This window comes from Actinomyces glycerinitolerans (genome assembly GCF_900098745.1).
Taxonomy (GTDB): domain Bacteria; phylum Actinomycetota; class Actinomycetes; order Actinomycetales; family Actinomycetaceae; genus Actinomyces; species Actinomyces glycerinitolerans.
In genome coordinates, this window is record NZ_FQTT01000010.1 from 451297 (window position 1) to 465698 (window position 14402).

General features: G+C 67.4%; 13 protein-coding genes. 6 read left to right on the forward strand and 7 right to left on the reverse strand.

Annotated elements, in window-relative coordinates:
- Positions 1 to 626: 626 nt before the first annotated feature.
- Complete coding sequence (locus ACGLYG10_RS08405) at positions 627 to 3278, forward strand: DEAD/DEAH box helicase (RefSeq protein WP_073330372.1); 2652 nt, start codon at positions 627 to 629, stop codon at positions 3276 to 3278.
- Between the two features lie 203 nt (positions 3279 to 3481).
- Here the strand turns inward: ACGLYG10_RS08405 and ACGLYG10_RS08410 are convergent, their stop codons facing one another.
- The 4 genes from ACGLYG10_RS08410 to ACGLYG10_RS08425 form a co-directional block, all read right to left on the reverse strand.
- Entirely contained in the window at positions 3482 to 4372 is an 891-nt protein-coding gene (locus tag ACGLYG10_RS08410; protein ID WP_073330375.1) for an A24 family peptidase, read from the reverse strand.
- A gap of 276 nt (positions 4373 to 4648) precedes the next feature.
- Positions 4649 to 5137 (reverse strand): Rv3654c family TadE-like protein, encoded by a 489-nt coding sequence (locus ACGLYG10_RS08415; RefSeq protein WP_348520433.1) that lies wholly within the window; start codon positions 5135 to 5137, stop codon positions 4649 to 4651.
- Positions 5134 to 5463 (reverse strand): TadE family type IV pilus minor pilin, encoded by a 330-nt coding sequence (locus tag ACGLYG10_RS08420; protein ID WP_073330377.1) that lies wholly within the window; start codon positions 5461 to 5463, stop codon positions 5134 to 5136. The genes ACGLYG10_RS08415 and ACGLYG10_RS08420 overlap by 4 nt, the downstream gene beginning before the upstream one ends.
- Positions 5464 to 5671: 208 nt before the next feature.
- Positions 5672 to 5911 carry a DUF4244 domain-containing protein gene (locus ACGLYG10_RS08425; protein ID WP_073330380.1) on the reverse strand — a complete coding sequence of 80 codons (240 nt, stop codon included), beginning with the start codon at positions 5909 to 5911 and terminating at the stop codon, positions 5672 to 5674.
- A gap of 330 nt (positions 5912 to 6241) precedes the next feature.
- Between ACGLYG10_RS08425 and ACGLYG10_RS16645 the strand changes: the two genes are divergently transcribed.
- The 5 genes from ACGLYG10_RS16645 (at position 6242) to ACGLYG10_RS08450 (ending at position 10074) form a co-directional block, all read left to right on the forward strand.
- Positions 6242 to 6964, forward strand: coding sequence for an excalibur calcium-binding domain-containing protein (locus ACGLYG10_RS16645; RefSeq protein WP_083565775.1), 723 nt, complete (start codon positions 6242 to 6244; stop codon positions 6962 to 6964).
- A 212-nt stretch (positions 6965 to 7176) separates the two neighbouring features.
- Positions 7177 to 7743, forward strand: a complete 567-nt coding sequence (locus ACGLYG10_RS08435; protein ID WP_083565776.1) for a cyclophilin-like fold protein — start codon at positions 7177 to 7179, stop codon at positions 7741 to 7743.
- Positions 7744 to 7857: 114 nt separating this feature from the next.
- Positions 7858 to 9198 carry a DUF4921 family protein gene (locus tag ACGLYG10_RS08440; protein ID WP_073330382.1) on the forward strand — a complete coding sequence of 447 codons (1341 nt, stop codon included), beginning with the start codon at positions 7858 to 7860 and terminating at the stop codon, positions 9196 to 9198.
- A gap of 61 nt (positions 9199 to 9259) precedes the next feature.
- Entirely contained in the window at positions 9260 to 9565 is a 306-nt protein-coding gene (locus tag ACGLYG10_RS08445; protein WP_073330384.1) for a type II toxin-antitoxin system TacA family antitoxin, read from the forward strand.
- On the forward strand, positions 9562 to 10074 hold the full coding sequence (locus ACGLYG10_RS08450; RefSeq protein ID WP_073330386.1) for a GNAT family N-acetyltransferase: 513 nt from the start codon (positions 9562 to 9564) through the stop codon (positions 10072 to 10074). Before ACGLYG10_RS08445 ends, ACGLYG10_RS08450 begins: the two co-directional genes overlap by 4 nt.
- A gap of 609 nt (positions 10075 to 10683) precedes the next feature.
- Here the strand turns inward: ACGLYG10_RS08450 and ACGLYG10_RS08455 are convergent.
- The 3 genes from ACGLYG10_RS08455 to ACGLYG10_RS08465 form a co-directional block, all read right to left on the reverse strand.
- Positions 10684 to 12741, reverse strand: coding sequence for a DUF6571 family protein (locus tag ACGLYG10_RS08455; RefSeq protein ID WP_073330388.1), 2058 nt, complete (start codon positions 12739 to 12741; stop codon positions 10684 to 10686).
- Positions 12742 to 12793: 52 nt separating this feature from the next.
- The gene (locus tag ACGLYG10_RS08460; RefSeq protein ID WP_073330390.1) at positions 12794 to 13120 is read right to left on the reverse strand and encodes a hypothetical protein; all 327 of its coding nucleotides are present in this window, start codon (positions 13118 to 13120) and stop codon (positions 12794 to 12796) included.
- A 403-nt stretch (positions 13121 to 13523) separates the two neighbouring features.
- Positions 13524 to 14390, reverse strand: a complete 867-nt coding sequence (locus ACGLYG10_RS08465) for a glutathione S-transferase family protein (RefSeq protein ID WP_083565777.1) — start codon at positions 14388 to 14390, stop codon at positions 13524 to 13526.
- Positions 14391 to 14402 lie beyond the last annotated feature (12 nt).

Consider the following 14402-nt stretch of genomic DNA (forward strand, 5'->3'; position numbering starts at 1 on the left):
TTGCGGCAGCATTGCCGAACGGGGAGACCCCTGTCGTTGAAGACCGGCGGCAGCGTCTCCTCAAACCGATGGAGGCGCTCTCGTTCACGCAGTCCCACGATCGCCGGGATCCCATCCCGGGATGGCGTGTCAGGCTACCTCGCTCACAAGTACAGCCCTGCGCCCGGCTACGACTCGGTGACGCCGCCGAGGTCGCGGACGTACCGGCATCGCGCCCATGCCTTGCGGTCGCCGATCACGTATATGCCCCTAAGGCTCCGACTTGCACGCAACCGCTCCGACATCAACACCAAAAAGCGCATGATTCCGCGGTTTCACTGAAACAGCCTCGGCGGCAGAACACCTCCAGTGTGCAACGAGGCCCTCGTTGCACACTGGAGCGTCAACACCAAACTCCGCCCCGGCCACCACTTCCGCGTGATTTCAACGAAAAGACACGATCGGCCGACTTTGTCCTGACAGCTCCAGTGTGCAACCCGCACCGGCTCCACCCGGGGCCGCCCCAGCCTGGAACCGGCTCCACTCGGGGCCCGTCCCGCTCTCCCCGCATCTCCGCCAAGCCAGTCTCACCCCGCCCGACCACCCGGCTGACGGTTCCCGTCGTACCCCTGCGGCACACTTGCCCCATGACCACCCAGCCGCACTCGCCCGCGCGCAACCTCACCGATCTGCTCGAAAGCATCGGCGCGCGCGACAGCCGGCTGATTCACCTACAGCGCACCCCGGCCCGCCCCGGTCGCCACGGCGAGTGGCCCGCCTGGGCGGACCCCGACCTGATCGCCGCCTACACCCGCCTGGGCGTAGACCGCCCCTGGACGCATCAGGTTGCCGCCGCCGAGTCCATTCATGCGGGCCGGCACACCGTGCTCGCCACCGGCACCGGCTCGGGCAAGTCTCTGGCCGCCTGGCTACCTGTCCTCTCGGAGGTCCTGGCCGCCCAACGCGCAGACACCGATGCCCGTATCTCCGCCTACGGGCGTCGTCCCACTGCCCTGTACCTGTCCCCGACCAAGGCACTGGCCGCCGACCAGTCCGCCGCCCTGGACCGCCTGATCACCGAGTTGGAGTCGGTTCAGCGCGAGGCGGGCGTCCCGGGCGGCTCACTGCGCACTGTGCACGCCGCCACCTGCGACGGCGACACGCCTCTGCCCGAGCGCGACTGGGCCCGCGCCCACGCCGACGTCATACTCACCAACCCCGACTTCCTGCACTTCTCGCTCCTGCCCGGCCACGAGCGCTGGAACCGCCTGCTGCGCTCGCTGCGCTACGTGGTGGTCGACGAGTGCCATGCCTACCGCGGCATTCTCGGCGCCCACGTGGCCCTGGTGCTGCGTAGGCTGCTGCGGCTGGTGCGCCGCCTGCGCCCGCACGGCCCCGAGCCCGTGGTGCTGTGCGCGTCGGCGACGGCGGCCGAGCCGGCACTCACGGCCGCCCGCCTGATCGGGGCGGATCCCGAGGCCATCACCGCCATCGCCGACGACGCCGCCCCCACCGGCGAGCACACCCTCGCCCTTTGGCAGCCGGCCCTGCTGGATCCCTGGGCGGCCTGGGAGAACTCGGTGGCGGCCCTGGCGCAGGCGAGTGACTTCCCCGCCGCCGCCGATCCCTTCCTGAACCGCCCGGGCGGCGTAACCGCATCTTCGGTGGAGGGCGATCCCTCCTCGGCGCAGACGCCGACCAGCCAGGCAGGCCCGCCGCGCCCACCGGCGCCATCCCCCGCCTCCCGGCCCGCCGCGCCCGTCGGCCCGGACACGGACGATCCGACGGAGGATCCGGCGGCGCGGCGCAGCGCGGTGGTTGAGGCCGCCGAGCTGCTCGTGGACCTACTCAGTGTGGGCGCCCGGGCGTTGGTGTTCGTGCGCTCGCGCCGCAGTGCGGAGATCGTGGCCGAGCGTGCCCGGCACACGTTGGGCCTGTCCCAACCGGAGCTGGCCGACACGGTCGCCGCCTACCGGGGCGGCTACCTGCCCGAGGAGCGCCGCACCCTGGAGCAGGATCTGCGCCGCGGCCGCCTGCGGGCGCTGGCCACCACCAACGCCCTCGAGCTGGGCATCGACGTCACCGGCCTGGATGCCGTGATCATCGCCGGCTGGCCGGGCACCCGGGTGAGCCTGTGGCAGCAGGCGGGTCGGGCCGGGCGCGCCGGCGGCCGCGGCGTGGCGGTGCTGATCGCCTCCGACAACCCGTTGGACGCCTACCTGGTCCACCATCCCGAGGATGTGTTCGCCGCCCCGGAGGCCACCGTATTCGACCCCGCCAACCCCTACGTGCTGGCCCCGCACCTGTGCGCGGCGGCCTCGGAGTCGCCCCTGCGGGAGGAGGACCTGCCTCTGTTCGGCCTGCCCGACGACTCCCTGCTGACGGAGCTGGCCGCCCGCGGGGCGCTGCGACGCCGCCCGACCGGCTGGTTCTGGAACACCAACCTGCCGGGCCGGGCGCAGGACCTGACCTCCCTGCGCGGCGACGGGCCGGCGGACGTGCCCGTGGTGGAGGAGTCGACCGGCGCCGTCGTCGGCACCGTGTCCGGGTCGTCCGCGGACTCCACCGTCCATCCCGGGGCGGTCTACATCCACCAGGGCCGCACCTACCTGGTGGAGGAGCTGACCGAGGAGGCGGCCGTCGTCAGCCGCAAGACGGCGGTCGGGTATCGCACGCGGGCGCGCGAGCAGAGCTCGGTGCGCATAGTCGCCGAGCGGGAGCGGCAGCAGTGGGCCGACGGCGTGGTGTGGGCCTTCGGCTCGGTGGAGGTCACCAGCCAGGTGGTCGGCTACAACAAGCTGGCGCTGCCGGGCATGGAGGTGGTCTCTCAGCATCCGCTGTCCATGCCCGAGCATGTGCTGCCGACGGCGTCGGTGTGGTGGACGGTGCCGGTGGAGCTCACCGCCCGCGCGGGGCTGGAGGCCGCGGAGCTGCCGGGCGCCCTGCATGCTGCGGAGCACGCCATGATCGGCATGCTGCCGCTGCTGGCCACCTGCGACCGCTGGGACATCGGCGGGCTGTCGACGGCGCTGCACCCGCAGACGCTGACGCCCACGGTGTTCGTGCACGACGCCCAGGCCGGTGGCGCAGGCTTCGCCGAGCGCGGCTTCAGGGCGGGGCGCGCCTGGCTGGAGGCGACGCTCGCAGTGGTCTCCGAGTGCTCGTGCACCGCCGGCTGCCCGAGCTGCGTGCAGTCACCGAAGTGCGGCAACAACAACGAGCCGCTGGACAAGGCGGGCGCGATCGCACTGCTGCAACTGCTGCTGGATGCGATCCCCGACGACGTCGCGGCCGCGTAATTCCGTCGGGGTTCGTTCACGCGGTGGCGGAGATGCTGCTCCCGGGTTGTGCGCTCGCAAACGCCGCCGTCATGACGGCGGCGTAGAGCGCCGGTGGCATTGGCCCGGCCGCCTCGAACGGCGTCCCGTGCCCGGTTCGGCGTCAGGTCGCTGAGCTCATGGAAGTGCCCGGCGGCGTCGGGAACCCTGCGCTCGACGCGGCGTCAGGCCACGGCCAGCAGCCAGGCGAGCCAGCCGCCCGCGGCCAGGTAGGGCCCGAAGGCGAGCGTGTCCTTGCGCCCGGCCCGGCGCGTGACCAAGAGTCCGATGGCCACCAGCCCGGCGAGTATGAAGCCCAGCAGCAGGCCGGCGACCACCCAATCCACCGCGATGTAGCCCAGCCACAGCCCTAGTAAGGCGCATAGTTTGACGTCCCCGAGTCCCATGCCGGAGGCGGGAATCAGCCACATCGCGAAGACGGCGGCCCCGGCTCCGAATGCGCACAGCACCGCCCGCCCCACCGTCCATGGTTCCGCAGCTGACGGTGCAATCAAGGCCATGTTTCCCAGGGCTCGTATAGCCATGACCGCCAGTAGCCAGAGCGCGGCGGTACCGAGCAGGCGATTGGGCAGCCGGTGGCAGACGGCGTCGACGCTGCCGGCCACACCCAGCAGGGCCACCACCGGCAGGGCGAGGGCTGTGTAGCCCACCGCCCCGTGGCCAAGTCCCCAAGCCAGGGTCACCGCGCACAGGATCGCCGCCAACACGCCCTGGGGACGGCGTTCCAGCAGACCCCGGGAGCGGACTCGCACAGCAGTCACATCCGTCATCCCACCCGCGCCGATGGGCTCGGCCTCCGCGCCGGCCGCTTGGGCGCTTCGCCCGTCGGCGCCCCCGGCTTCAGCGCGACCGTCCTCGCCGGCGGTTTCGTCGGCTCCGCTGCCGCCGGCACCGCCGGTGGCAGCGTCGCTCCGACCGGCGTCCTCTTCTGAGGCCTGTTCCAACCGGTCGACGTAGCCCCGAGCAAAGCCGGAGGCAGGCCAGACGGCCACTCCTACGGATGCGACGGCCATGAGACAGACCGCCACCACGGGCAACACGGCAGTTGCGTTCACCGTCCCACCTTCTCATGTCACGACGCCCTGGCACGGCCCCACTGCGCCCCAATCTCTCGGGGCATTCGCCCCAAAACCCGCCCGCGTCGGTGGCGGCACCCACGGTATGCCACCACCGACGCGACGGTTTTGCGCCGCTCGGTGCCCGCTATGAGCCAGCCGGCACCGGTCGGCCGGTCCTCCGGCACCCGGCGAACCCGGCCGGGTACCAACGAGGCGCGCCCAACCGTCAACCGGGCGAGGGTCGCCACCGTGACGCACCCGCCCGGCCGCCGGTCATAGCGGGTTGACCGGTCCGGCGCGGGCGGCGGCGTCGGCCCGGCGTGGAACTCCGAGGATCCGGGTGGGCACCCCGACCGCTACGGTGACGTCCTCGCCGTCGACGGTACAGGCGGCGAGTTCGGCGCCGTTGGCCCGGGCCACTCGCTGGGCGGTGGCGCAGGGGTCGGCCGGTGCGACCACGGAGGTCAGCGCCGTCGCCCCGGCGAGTGCGGCCAGGTCGGCGGCCGCCCGGGCCCGACCGCCGGCGGCCTGGGCCTGAATCAGCCCGGTGGCACCGAGCGCAAGGCACAGGGCGACGGCGATGATGCCGAGCACCATGACCGTGCCCGAGCCACGATCAGGCGCCCGCGCCAGGGCGTCGCCCGCCTGCTCGGGTCCGGCCACCGAGTGGCCCAGGCAGGGCCGGCGGGAGCAGGCGCCGTTCATCTCCGAACCGCCCCCGCCGACGCCGGTGGACGGCGGCGGTGTCTCGGCCCGACTCATGGCGCACCTGCCTCGCCCCAGGTCGGCTCGGTGTAGGCGCAGGCCCGGGAGCGGGCCGTGAGGCCCAGGCCGCCCAGCGGTCCCGGAACCCGACGGCTCGCTGTCACGCAGGTGAGGTCGCCGGTCTCGACGCTCACCGTCACCGGTCCGCCCGCGCGCTGGGCGGCGCTGGCGACGTCGTTGGACCCGATGGCGGCCTGGCGTGCGGCAACCCGGGCGGCGTCGGTGACCCGCAGCTGGGTGACACCGGCGTTGACGGTGGCGAGCACCAGCAGCAGGACGAGCACAACGGCCGGCATGGTCACGGCGAGCTCTGCCGTCACCATGCCGCACTCGCCGCCACGGGGTCCGCGTCCACGACAGCCTCTCGGACCATGGCAGCAGTGACGGCCGCGGCGCCGGCGGCAGGTTTCGCAGCATCGTTCCGCGGGGTGTCCGCGGCCGACCGGCTCGGCCTGATCCCGTTCTGCGGCGTCACGCGGGCGGTTCGCGGGCGCGGCTCCCTCTGGGCGTTGCGGCGTCCACATGACCGCCTCAGCCCACCGACAGCGCGGACTCGATGATGCCCTGCAAGACGCCGGTCAGGCTCCCCGAGCGCATGATCGCCAACAACAGGCCGGCGAAGGCCGCCGCCGCCAGAGTACCGATCGCGTATTCGGCGGTCGCCATGCCCGCTTCACCATCCCGGTCGGCGGCGTCGGCCTCGTTCAAGCCGGGCGGGGTGCCGTGGGCGAGGACCCACGCGTTGTGCAAGGTCAACAAGGTGTGCTTCATGATCTCCTCCTGGAGGGGTTAGGGCCGGCCGACGTTGGCCGCGCCCGCGGGCGCCGTGCCCGCGTCACCAGCGTCAGACACCCGCCTCGGCGGCGCATCTGGGCCTTTTGATCTCTGTGGATTAGGGGTGCACGAACCGCACCTGTGGACACTGGCGGTGTCGGCATGCACCTTTCCGGGCGCACTACATGCCGATCACGATTCTCAACATCGGGTTGATGAGCGATTGCGATTCCATGCTTCTGGGCAACGGCCGGTGCACAGGCCGGTACGGTGCTGATCGCCTGAGTTCCCCTCAGCTCCCATGAATCCCATCCACAGGAAGTCTCCATGTCGGCAGTGTCCGCCCACTCCCCTTCGGCCCGGTTCCCGCACGTCCTTCTTCGTGAACGTTGCCGAGCCGCATTCTTTGCTGCTATTGCCGCGTTGTTCCTAGCCGGCCCGACGCTAGTGGCCTGCGGCGTCTCCCCCGAATCCGAAGCGCAGCCGACACAGACCACCGCCGCCGCCCTGATTATCCCGGACCTGGTCGGGATGGATGGGAAGGAGGCTGCGGAAGCACTCGAACGGGCAGGATTCATCGAAAGGCCTACCTTCACCGACATCGACGGTGAGGAGACGGTCATCATCCCCGAGAACTGGTCGGTCAGGGAGCAAAACCCCGCCGCCGGGACAACGGCTACCGCCGACCAGGTAATCACCCTCACGGTGAACCACGACGCCGCCGATGCGGCCGCTTCTGCGTCAGCCTCCGCGGCAGCGGCGGCCGAGGCAGAAGCCTCCGCTTCCGCCGCGGCCTCGGCCTCCGCTGCTGCGGCCGAGAAGGCCGCCCAGGAAGAAACAGCACGACAGGCCGAACAAGCCACTCAAGAGGCTGCACAGGCCGAACAAGCCGCCCCCGCGCCAGCGCCTCTGATGCCACAGCAGGACACGTCGGCGTACTACCAGAATTGCAGCGAGGCCAGGGCAGCGGGCGCCGCACCGATCTATGCCGGCGAACCCGGCTACCGCAGCGCACTTGATCGCGACAATGACGGAATCGCCTGCGAGTAACGCGGCACACGAAATCGAGTCGGCGTTTTGAAGCTCACCAGGACGCCATCATCAGCCCGGCAGGACATGCGATAGAGCCTTCTCCCGCCTCCCATGCGTCCAGATGGCCCTACCCGTGCCTCCCAGAGTCGGCATCCTCGAGTCCAGACTGGGCAAGACGCAGTAGCTGCGAACCTCCCATCTCGACACCGCGCACAGCCGAAAGGATCGTCATGCACGTCTCTGCTCACTCGCTCTCTCGCCGTGGTCTACTGCAGGGTATGCCCGTCGCCCTGACCGGCCTGGCGCTGGCGGCATGCGCCTCCGGCGAAGGCACCAACGCGTCGCCGGCGACGGTTTCCCCGACAGCCACAAACCCCGGCCCTACCACCGGCAGCCCACAACCCACCCAGGAGACCAACATGCCCGCAACACAACCCGCCTCGATCCGCATCACCTTCGGAGGCGCCCTCGACGGCACCGTCATGGAGGCGACTCTCGACGACAACGCCGCCACCCGCTCCCTGCTCGCTCAGCTACCACTGGAGCTCAGCTTCTCCGACTACGGCGGCCAGGAACTGACCGCCTCCCTGCCGCAGGACCTGGACACCACGGGCATGAGCGCCGGCGCCCCGCAGCCGGGCGACATCGGCTGGTACGAACCCGGCAAGGTGCTCGTCCTGTACTACACGGCCGTCGGCTCCTGGCCGGGCCTGTACGTCATCGGACACACCGACTACGACGTCGTCCTCCTCGCCAGGCAGGCCGACCTGCCGGCGTCGATCACCCTGGCGCAGTGACGCGCCGGCCGAGCCGCCACTGACGCGTGTATGCGCCGAGGTGCGGGCAAGCCGCCGGGGATGGGCCGCCGATATCGGCCCGGTCGGGGCCGTGACGGCGCGATACTTGGGATCATGCTCCAGCCGTACTCCCCCTCCGCCGAACCACTCACCCGCATGGCGGACGGGACCGTCAAGCAGATCAGTCCCTTCACCGGCACCGAGGTGTGGACCGTACCCGGACGCGGCAACCGCCCCATCTCCCACCCCGCCGCCGAGGTCCACACGCTCACGCAGGCCGAGCGCACTCGCGCCTGCAAGTTCTGCCCGGCGCACTACACCGAGACTCCGCCGGAGAAGTCCCGCGTCGTGGCCACGCCCGACGGCGGCTTCGAGCGGATCGACGCCCTGCCCGCCGCCGAGCTGTTCGACACGGTCGCCGAGTTCCGCCGCATCCCGAACCTGTTCGAGATCCTGTCCTACGACTACTGGCACGCCAACCACGGCTATGAAGTGCCCGACGCCGCCCGGGAACGCATGGAGGCCTACCTGGCCGATCCGGCCGGCGCCGACCACGTGGCCCGGGTGGCCCGCGCCAAGCTGCGCGCCTCCGGCCAGAACCCCGACACCTGGGAGACCATGGACGCGGACGCTCGCCGACAGTACCTGGCGGCATTCTTCGCCGGCGGTCACGACGTGATCGTGGCGCGGCGGCACTACACCGACGACGCCGTCGACTCCTCCTCCCTGGCCGGCTCGGGCACCCTCACCCCGGCCGAGCACCGCGCCTACATCCGCCTGGCCGTCCAGGCCACGCACGACCTGTATCAGGCCAACCGCTGGGTTCGCTATGTGGCGGTGTTCCAGAACTGGCTGCGCCCGGCCGGCGCGTCCTTCGATCACCTGCACAAGCAGCTGGTGGGCATCGACGAGCGGGGCGTGTCCTCCGAATTGGAGTTGCAGCGGGTGCGCGCCAACCCGAACCTGTACAACGAGATGGGGGTGGACTACGCCGCCTACCGGGGCCTGCTGGTGGCGTCCAATGAACACGCGGTGGCCTTCGCCGGCTTCGGGCACCGCTACCCGACGCTGGAGGTGTATTCGACGTCGCCCACCTGCGAGCCGTGGCTAATGAGTCGGGATGAGGTGGATGCCGTCTCCGACCTGCTGCACGCGCTGCATGCGGCTACGGGCGCGGACGTGCCCAGCAACGAGGAGTGGCACCACAAGCCGATCGACGTCGACCAGCCGATGCCCTGGCACATCACCCTGAAGTGGCGGGTGTCCACCCTGGCTGGCTTCGAGGGCGGCACCAAGGTGTACCTCAACACGATCGACCCGTGGACGCTGCGCGACCGCGTGGTGTCCCGCCTGGAGGACCTGCGGGCCGACCGCCTGATCGCCCCGATGGCGGTGGGCGAGGAGTGCCCGACGACGCCGAACCGGCTGCTGTACAACCCGGTGCTGACGCGTTGAGGCCCAGCTATTGCCAAGTGGGGCCTCCGTACGTACATTTTCCGTACGAGGAGGAACCATCATGCCGCCAGCTAAGACCCAGCGGATCGACCTGCGCGCCACACCGCGCCAAGAGGCCCTGATCCAACAAGCCGCGGCCCAAACGGACCGCAACGTCAGCGAGTTCATACTCTCGTCCGCAACCATGGAAGCCGAGCGAGTCATGACGAACCGCCGCTGGTTCACCGTTGACGACGCCACATTCGAGCGAGTCATGCAGGTGCTCGACGCTCCCCTGACCGACACCTCACGCTTCGAACGGCTCTGGAACCGTCCGTCACCCTTCGGGACCCGCATTGCGCTTTCAGAGGATCCGGAGGAGGCGTGAGTGTCGGCGGCGTCCTCGAGGCTCCTCGGCGCCTGGGCCGCGGCGACTCCCGAAGCGAATTCCACAGCGGCGCCGAGGAGCTGGATGACTGGCTGCACCGTTTCGCATGGCAGAACCAGAAGGCGGACAACGCGGTCACGTACGTGACCGTCCAGGACGGTCAGATACTCGGCTACTACGCACTCGCAACTGCCTGCATCGTGAAGACAGACGCTCCGGCCAGTATTGCAAAGCAGGCTCCGCGCGAGATTCCCTGCATACTGCTCGCACGTCTCGCGGTTGATCGGCGTGCGCAAGGTCTGGGCATCGGCGCCGCACTTCTGAAAGACGCCATGCTGAGATCCCTCCAGGTCAGCGAGATCGTGGGAGCTCGCGCCCTGCTGATCCACTGCCGGGACGAGGCGGCCAAGTCCTTCTACCTGGCCAACGGCGACTTCGTCGTCTCACCCGTCGATGACATGCAACTGCTGCTGTCCATGAAGGCGATCAGGAATTCACCAACCGCCTAGCCGCACCTTCGAAGACAGGGGCCACCCGTTCATATCACTCATTTCCCGTATTGAATCGTCCCTGTTTTGACGGAGCGTGCTCCGAGAATCGGAATCTGGCAGCACCGAGGACGCCAGCCCTTGCCGCGACCCCGCCACTCCAACCGCAGGGCCGCTGTACCAGGCCATCCGCGTGCGGGTAGGCGGCGCCGAAGCCGACGCGGTCGCCTCGGCGGGTCCCCGAGTTCGGCCTCCTTTCGGCTTCGCCCTGGCCGAAGCCCTGTACTCCTTGTACACGGCGAAGCTCATCTGAAACAGCGGGCCCTGGACATCCATCGATAGCGTCGAGGTCACCACCGCCGGGTGGGTCCGCTGGCACTACATGGTGCGGCCCCACTCCACGATCTGGTTACTCTCCCCCAGACAAACACGAACGCGCCCGCGGGACCGAGCATGGCTTCAAGGTCATCGAGGGCGTCGAACCGCCCGTACTCCCAAACCACAGCAACCAGACAAACGAGCCTCCACAACACCCAGATCCTGACAGATCCCTCAACGACCCGGACTCCACCGCACCAGCACGCCCCGGTGACAACGCGGAACCTTTAAGGCCACATAGAAGGTACATCACTACTTCTTAGCTTCTGGCAGCTCAGCCACAGTCTCTAACGCCGAGTTATAACCATCATCGTAGTTATCCTCGAAGTCTTCAACGACGTCGTCAACTTCAGAGTCGCCCGGAAGGCCATTATACCACTCCTTAAGTTGACCGATTCCGTCCTCGTCTGAATTGGTGTTGCTCAGCATAATACTGCAGTTACCATCAGGGTCGTGAACTATCCAGGTATACGCCTCGTCCTTATTATTATATGTATACGTGCTCTGATCGATAAGACCCAACTCCGATGCATCCTGTATAGATCCAGCCCAAAGCGCTTCTCGAACGCCTTGAGGAGCAGCAGAATCGACAGACTCAATGTCTGCGGACAACGGTTTACTAAGAGTTGTAACCACCGAGTAGCCGGTCGAGATTAGCAGCCCCTGTGCTTCAGTCAGCAGAGTCACCGGCGCGAACGGACCACTCACCGCAGTAATTGCCGCAACAACACCCAAGTTGACTGCTTCGAAGTTACGATTCCCACGCTCTATCCGCTCCGCTGCATTCGCGTTCGCGATCCCCGCTTTACTGTCCGCAACACCAACCAAGAATCCTATCGCCCCATAACTCTGCCGATATGGCTTATTAAGGACCTCAATCTGACTCTCTCGGTCGCCGCCATTTTCCATCGCCTCAAATGTTCCGCGATCATGTGCATAGCTGGTAATTTGACTTGCGATAGTACTCAAGGCATCCGTCGAGTCAGCAATGCGATATACCAAGGTATTCGCATCTTCGACCGTGGCAACTGAGAACTTGGCATTGGAATACATATTGTCTCGCAGAGATATACCATCGTTCCAAGCATTGGTCAGTTCTCCGGGACAGTTCGCCAGCAGAAGGCCGATGCGAGCCTTCGCATCATCGTCGTACATACTCTCATCGGTATTAACTGCAAGCAAATGAATGCTGTTGTCCGTCAGAGCGTTCGCTCGATCTCGCACATCTGGAGCATTCGAGGAACGCAAACTCGAAGCCGCAGCCGCCGCGGCGGTGAATCCTGCAAATCCCTGCTCATCCCACTCGCGCTTCGACAGCTCCTCCAGCCGTGTCGTATCGAAGTCGCCGCCAGTAGACGCAGGGGCTAGATAATCGAGCGCAGCCTCGGGATTGTTGCCCATGGCATCAAGCACGCCGGCCATCGGGTCGATCGATTGTCCGACCAGGAACCGATCGCCCGGCAGGACATCCCAATCCCAGTTGATATCGTCAAGGCGCTCCGCCAAAGAAGTCAGGAAGGCGTCGTTGAACTCCAGGTCATTAACGTGATCGCCGTTCTCATCGTGTCCGTCGAGCATGGCGTTCAGGACCGTGGCCCGTCCCCGCCCTGCCTCGTCATCAACAGATTCCGAAATAGCTTCTGCGACAGAACGACATTTGTCATCGTCCCACCTTTTAGATGCCGACGCAAGTAGTGTGCCCTGGAGCTCAGAAAGTTCCCCGGCCGCGTCTTGGTCCAGCAATGTTGTGCATACGTCACCGGAATCGATACCGTCGAAGTGCGTGCACACGCGCTCTTCCACATTCAGGGGCAATTGGGTGAGGTTCTCCGGGCCCACGCACTCGATATAGGCCTGCGCGTACACGGAGTCGTCCGCGTGCTCCCGCATGGAAGCTATCACTTGGTCGTAGTCACGCCCATTGGACTTGCGTCCGGTTTCAACGATGTTCTGCAGATCGTGCGCATCAATTGTGCCATCCGACCAAGAAACTAGTTGCTCAACATTGTTGATGCTAACACTATCGGGGATATCGCAGCTGATCACTCCTTCCGCGTTCATGCTGCCGACGCCGGACTCGTTGACAGCCACGATGGCGTTCTTGGCCTCCTCCAACGTTTCTGCCCTGCCGTTGAGGTTACCGATCGCTTTATCGGCGGCGGGCGGAAAGTAGTCGATGGGCTCCGGATCATTCTCCGCCTCGAACTCGCTATCGATCCTCGACTTGGCGGCGTCACACTCGTCCGCTAGATTGCGGATATTCTGTATCACTGATTCCAGCTTACTGGGATCCATATGTAGCACGGCCATTTGTTGCTACCCTCCTTCGGGTTGGACTGTCAGTCTGGTTGCGGCGCCGCACCTAAACGCCGCCATTGGGCCAGTTGGCGTCCGGATCGTCCTCCTCCACCTCCATTTCCAGGGCGTCCCTTTTATTCCGGACATCCCGGAACAGATTGCTGAATACGGCATCAACCGCGTCCACATCCGCCTTGGCGTCTTCGGCCATCTCATCCGCCAACGGCCCCGTCCAGGTGTCCGACGCATTAACCGTCGCCATTATTTCCGCGCCTTTTGAGGGCCCCGCGTAGCGCGGCACCAAGGTGCCGTCAAACCCAAGCCTCGTGTTCTGGTTGGACACATACTCGCACAGGCGTCCGAGCGCCTGACGCCGCAGATTCTCCGCCATCGGACTAGCCCCTGTTTCCGGTGCAGGCGGACGCGTTCATTGGCTCGAGAGTCCGGACCGCCATGGCCGCTTCGTGTGTATTCGCGAAGACGCGCACTGGCGCCAGCGGCACGCCTCGACTACGAGCGCGCTCGTTCGGGTAAGAACGTCGGTCGGATACATGTTTCACGTTCTCTCCTAATGTCGGATACATGCAGGATCATGTATGCATAGGAGAGTACGTGGACAAGTACATCCATCAAATGGGCAGGTCTGCCCATAGCCACCCGCGCAACGGCAAAAGCCGGTGACCCGTCTTCGGGTGGTCGGTGGCGTGGCGCCTCAGCGTCGTCCGCCATTCACGGCGATGGATAGCCCCTGATTACGCATGGCCCGCCGCCAATGGCGCGGGCACGCCACCACCTCAGAGTCCGAGCGCGCTGCGCTCCTCGGTGCCGACCCAGCCGACGCGTCCCTCCAACGCCCGGAACCAGCGGGCCAGCGCCGGCCAGAAGGCGATCGACGGCGCCTCGCCGCCGGGGTAGTAGGCGCGCCCGCCGTACTCGTAGGCCTGCACGGTGGTGAACAGACGGATGTCGCTTCCGGTAGGGGCGGCGCCGCACAGGAACTGCTCCACGGACACCACGGCAGACAGCGGCGGCACATCCTGCACGGTCAGGGCCGCCTCGCGGGAGGCCTCCATCTTGGTGGCGCGGGCCAGCAGAGTGTCGACCACGTCGAAGGCCAGCAACACATTGTTGGCGGCCGTCGTCGCCTCCTCGGTGTCCTTGGAGTGGGTGGCGGTGGCGTGCGGCCGGTTGATGTGCTCGCCGATCCACTTGTCCCAGGCGTCGGTGGAGTTACGCCGGTCCAGTGGGTACAGATCGGGGGCGCCGGCGCGGTGCAGCGGCTTCCAGGCGGTGGCCAGGTCGAAGAGCAGGTCCCCGGAGTCATCGACGACGACGTGCCCGGTGGTGGTGTCCACCAGCGCCGGGACCGTGGGCGGCGGGGTATAGCCGGGGGTGCCGGCGTAGACCTCGGCGATCGAGGTGGCGCCGCCGAGGGCCGGGTCGGGGCCGGGCTCGCCGTCGGGGCCGGTCAGTTCCCAGAAGCCGTCGGCGCCGCGACCGTAGCTCCAGGAGACGGGAATCGCCTCCGTGAGGCCCAGCAGCCGACGAGCAATGAGGACGCGACGGCACCACGGACAGGAGGCGGAGGCGACCAGCCGGTAGCGGCCGGCCTCTACCGGCAGATCACCTTCAGTGAAGCGGTGCGAGTGGGCAAGAGCCATGGGTGCCTCCCG

Coding starts and splice junctions, on each gene's coding strand:
- ACGLYG10_RS08420 (WP_073330377.1), bottom strand. CDS start 5,463: ATGGTGACGGCAGAGCTCGCCGTGACCATGCCGGCCGTTGTGCTCGTC.
- ACGLYG10_RS08465 (WP_083565777.1), bottom strand. CDS start 14,390: ATGGCTCTTGCCCACTCGCACCGCTTCACTGAAGGTGATCTGCCGGTA.
- ACGLYG10_RS08415 (WP_348520433.1), bottom strand. CDS start 5,137: ATGAGTCGGGCCGAGACACCGCCGCCGTCCACCGGCGTCGGCGGGGGC.
- ACGLYG10_RS08435 (WP_083565776.1), top strand. CDS start 7,177: ATGCACGTCTCTGCTCACTCGCTCTCTCGCCGTGGTCTACTGCAGGGT.
- ACGLYG10_RS08425 (WP_073330380.1), bottom strand. CDS start 5,911: ATGAAGCACACCTTGTTGACCTTGCACAACGCGTGGGTCCTCGCCCAC.
- ACGLYG10_RS08405 (WP_073330372.1), top strand. CDS start 627: ATGACCACCCAGCCGCACTCGCCCGCGCGCAACCTCACCGATCTGCTC.
- ACGLYG10_RS16645 (WP_083565775.1), top strand. CDS start 6,242: ATGTCGGCAGTGTCCGCCCACTCCCCTTCGGCCCGGTTCCCGCACGTC.
- ACGLYG10_RS08445 (WP_073330384.1), top strand. CDS start 9,260: ATGCCGCCAGCTAAGACCCAGCGGATCGACCTGCGCGCCACACCGCGC.
- ACGLYG10_RS08455 (WP_073330388.1), bottom strand. CDS start 12,741: ATGGCCGTGCTACATATGGATCCCAGTAAGCTGGAATCAGTGATACAG.
- ACGLYG10_RS08460 (WP_073330390.1), bottom strand. CDS start 13,120: ATGGCGGAGAATCTGCGGCGTCAGGCGCTCGGACGCCTGTGCGAGTAT.
- ACGLYG10_RS08440 (WP_073330382.1), top strand. CDS start 7,858: ATGCTCCAGCCGTACTCCCCCTCCGCCGAACCACTCACCCGCATGGCG.